This window comes from Bacillus sp. V3B (assembly GCF_024494465.1).
Lineage (GTDB): Bacteria > Bacillota > Bacilli > Bacillales > Cytobacillaceae > Bacillus_BD.
Genome location: NZ_JAETXM010000064.1, coordinates 1 through 1,652, shown reverse-complemented (window position 1 = coordinate 1,652; position 1,652 = coordinate 1). Strand labels below are relative to the sequence as shown.

Genomic DNA, 1,652 nt, shown 5'->3' with positions numbered 1-1,652 from the left:
TTCAGCCGGGGTTTGAACCCCCACTGAATCAGAGAGCTTTTTGCATTCATCCCCCTCTTACAGAAGTGGAGGACTTCTGTACCTGTCGCAAGCTTTCGGTACAAAAAGCATTTGCTGAATGAAGTTAAACTTGATAGGAAATTAATTATTTGTGAATAAAAAAAGGATGTGTTTCTTATGATCTTTGTTCAATATGCAATTCTTGCTATCTTTTTTCTTCTCGAGTTATCGGCGCTTATGACATTTATGTATTGGGGCTTCCAAATTGACAAACAAATGCTAATAAAAGTTTTGTTTGGTTTAGGTACTCCAATACTGGTCGCGATCATCTGGGGTACATTCATTGCTCCAAAAGCTTCAATTCCTGTTTCCGTTCCAATAAGAATATTTCTTCAGTTAATAATATTTGGTTCGGCAGCAGCAGCGTTATATTACTCAGAAAAAAGTACGCTTGCTACAATTTTTTTAATAGTATTACTAATCGAAATGGCTTTAATGTATTTAATGAAGCTATAATAAAACCAGATGCCAAGTTACAATCTATTAAACTGTGTAAAAATAGAACCTTCCTTTTTTGTTCTAGCATTCTCTACGTTAACCAGCCTTTAAAAGTTTCCCCTATACCTTAATTCGAATAGGTAATAAACTTGGTGAGGTTTTTAAATTTGCATTGCCTAACTCGTTGGAATTGCTATAGTCAGCAATAAAGTTTTCTAGATTCCCGGGATTAAGATAGTCATCTCCACTTCATCTACTGTACTATGAAAAGCATAAACAGGTTGATAATAGCCTTTAGAATCTAAATGATAGCTTACCTCTACTTTGTGGATATGTAAGGTTTCTATCATCTTATTTTCAGAGTAGTGCCGAAATTTCCCCTCTAAGATTTCTTTGTATGCTTCTTGTTCGCTTTTTATTTGAACATCTCTTACCTTGTCATAAGTTATTAACTGATTGTCAATTACTTTCACTGTATCATCGTTGTAGTAACTAACCATTAAAACACCATCTATTAGCTGATTTTCTTCTACCTTTTTATCTAAAGTCCACTCATAGCTCCCAATATCGACTTTTTGAAAAAGTGAGTCTTGAGGTATATGTATACCGAGTTGTATTAAGTTTTCTATTAACGTTTCTTTATCTACATCTTTTGGCTCCAAACCTTCGTCAAAGCTTGAAAAATCTGTATAACGGTAACTTCCATCTAAGAAATGAAACCATATATTATGAGATCTCCCATCTCGAATCCAATAAACACCTTCATTCTGATAGGAAATAACCTCCATATTCGATGTATCAATATTCATTTCCCTAAAAAAATCTATGACAAATTCATCAGCAGCAGCCTTTGTATAGCTCGGTGCCATATAAACTGGGACTGTTGTTCTATTACCGTCGAGTTGTATATCAATAGTGGTTGTTGCTTGTGTCATATCAGTCCTATGAGTAGACACGATGGAGAGATTCCCAAATTCCTTCAAATGGTAGTAAGTAAACATACTTCCAAATAGGATAATGACTAGAAATAAAGATGAAAAGCACAAAAACGATTTCTTTATTCCCTAACTATACCAATGATTTCTTTTGACACTCCCACAGCTAAAGCAGTGGGATTCTTATCCCACTTGCGTTAAGTCTTCTTATCTCTCGAC

Annotated in this window: 2 protein-coding genes; one reads left to right on the top strand and one right to left on the bottom strand. The window is 34.7% G+C overall.

The annotated features are described in order from the left end of the window. Positions 1-177 precede the first annotated feature (177 nt). On the top strand, positions 178-516 hold the full coding sequence (locus JMM81_RS22505; protein ID WP_256243797.1) for a YrdB family protein: 339 nt from the start codon (positions 178-180) through the stop codon (positions 514-516). Positions 517-713: 197 nt separating this feature from the next. Here JMM81_RS22505 and JMM81_RS22500 read toward each other — a convergent pair whose 3' ends face one another. Further along, positions 714-1,433 (bottom strand): hypothetical protein, encoded by a 720-nt coding sequence (locus JMM81_RS22500; protein ID WP_256243795.1) that lies wholly within the window; start codon positions 1,431-1,433, stop codon positions 714-716. Between the last annotated feature and the right edge of the window lie 219 nt (positions 1,434-1,652).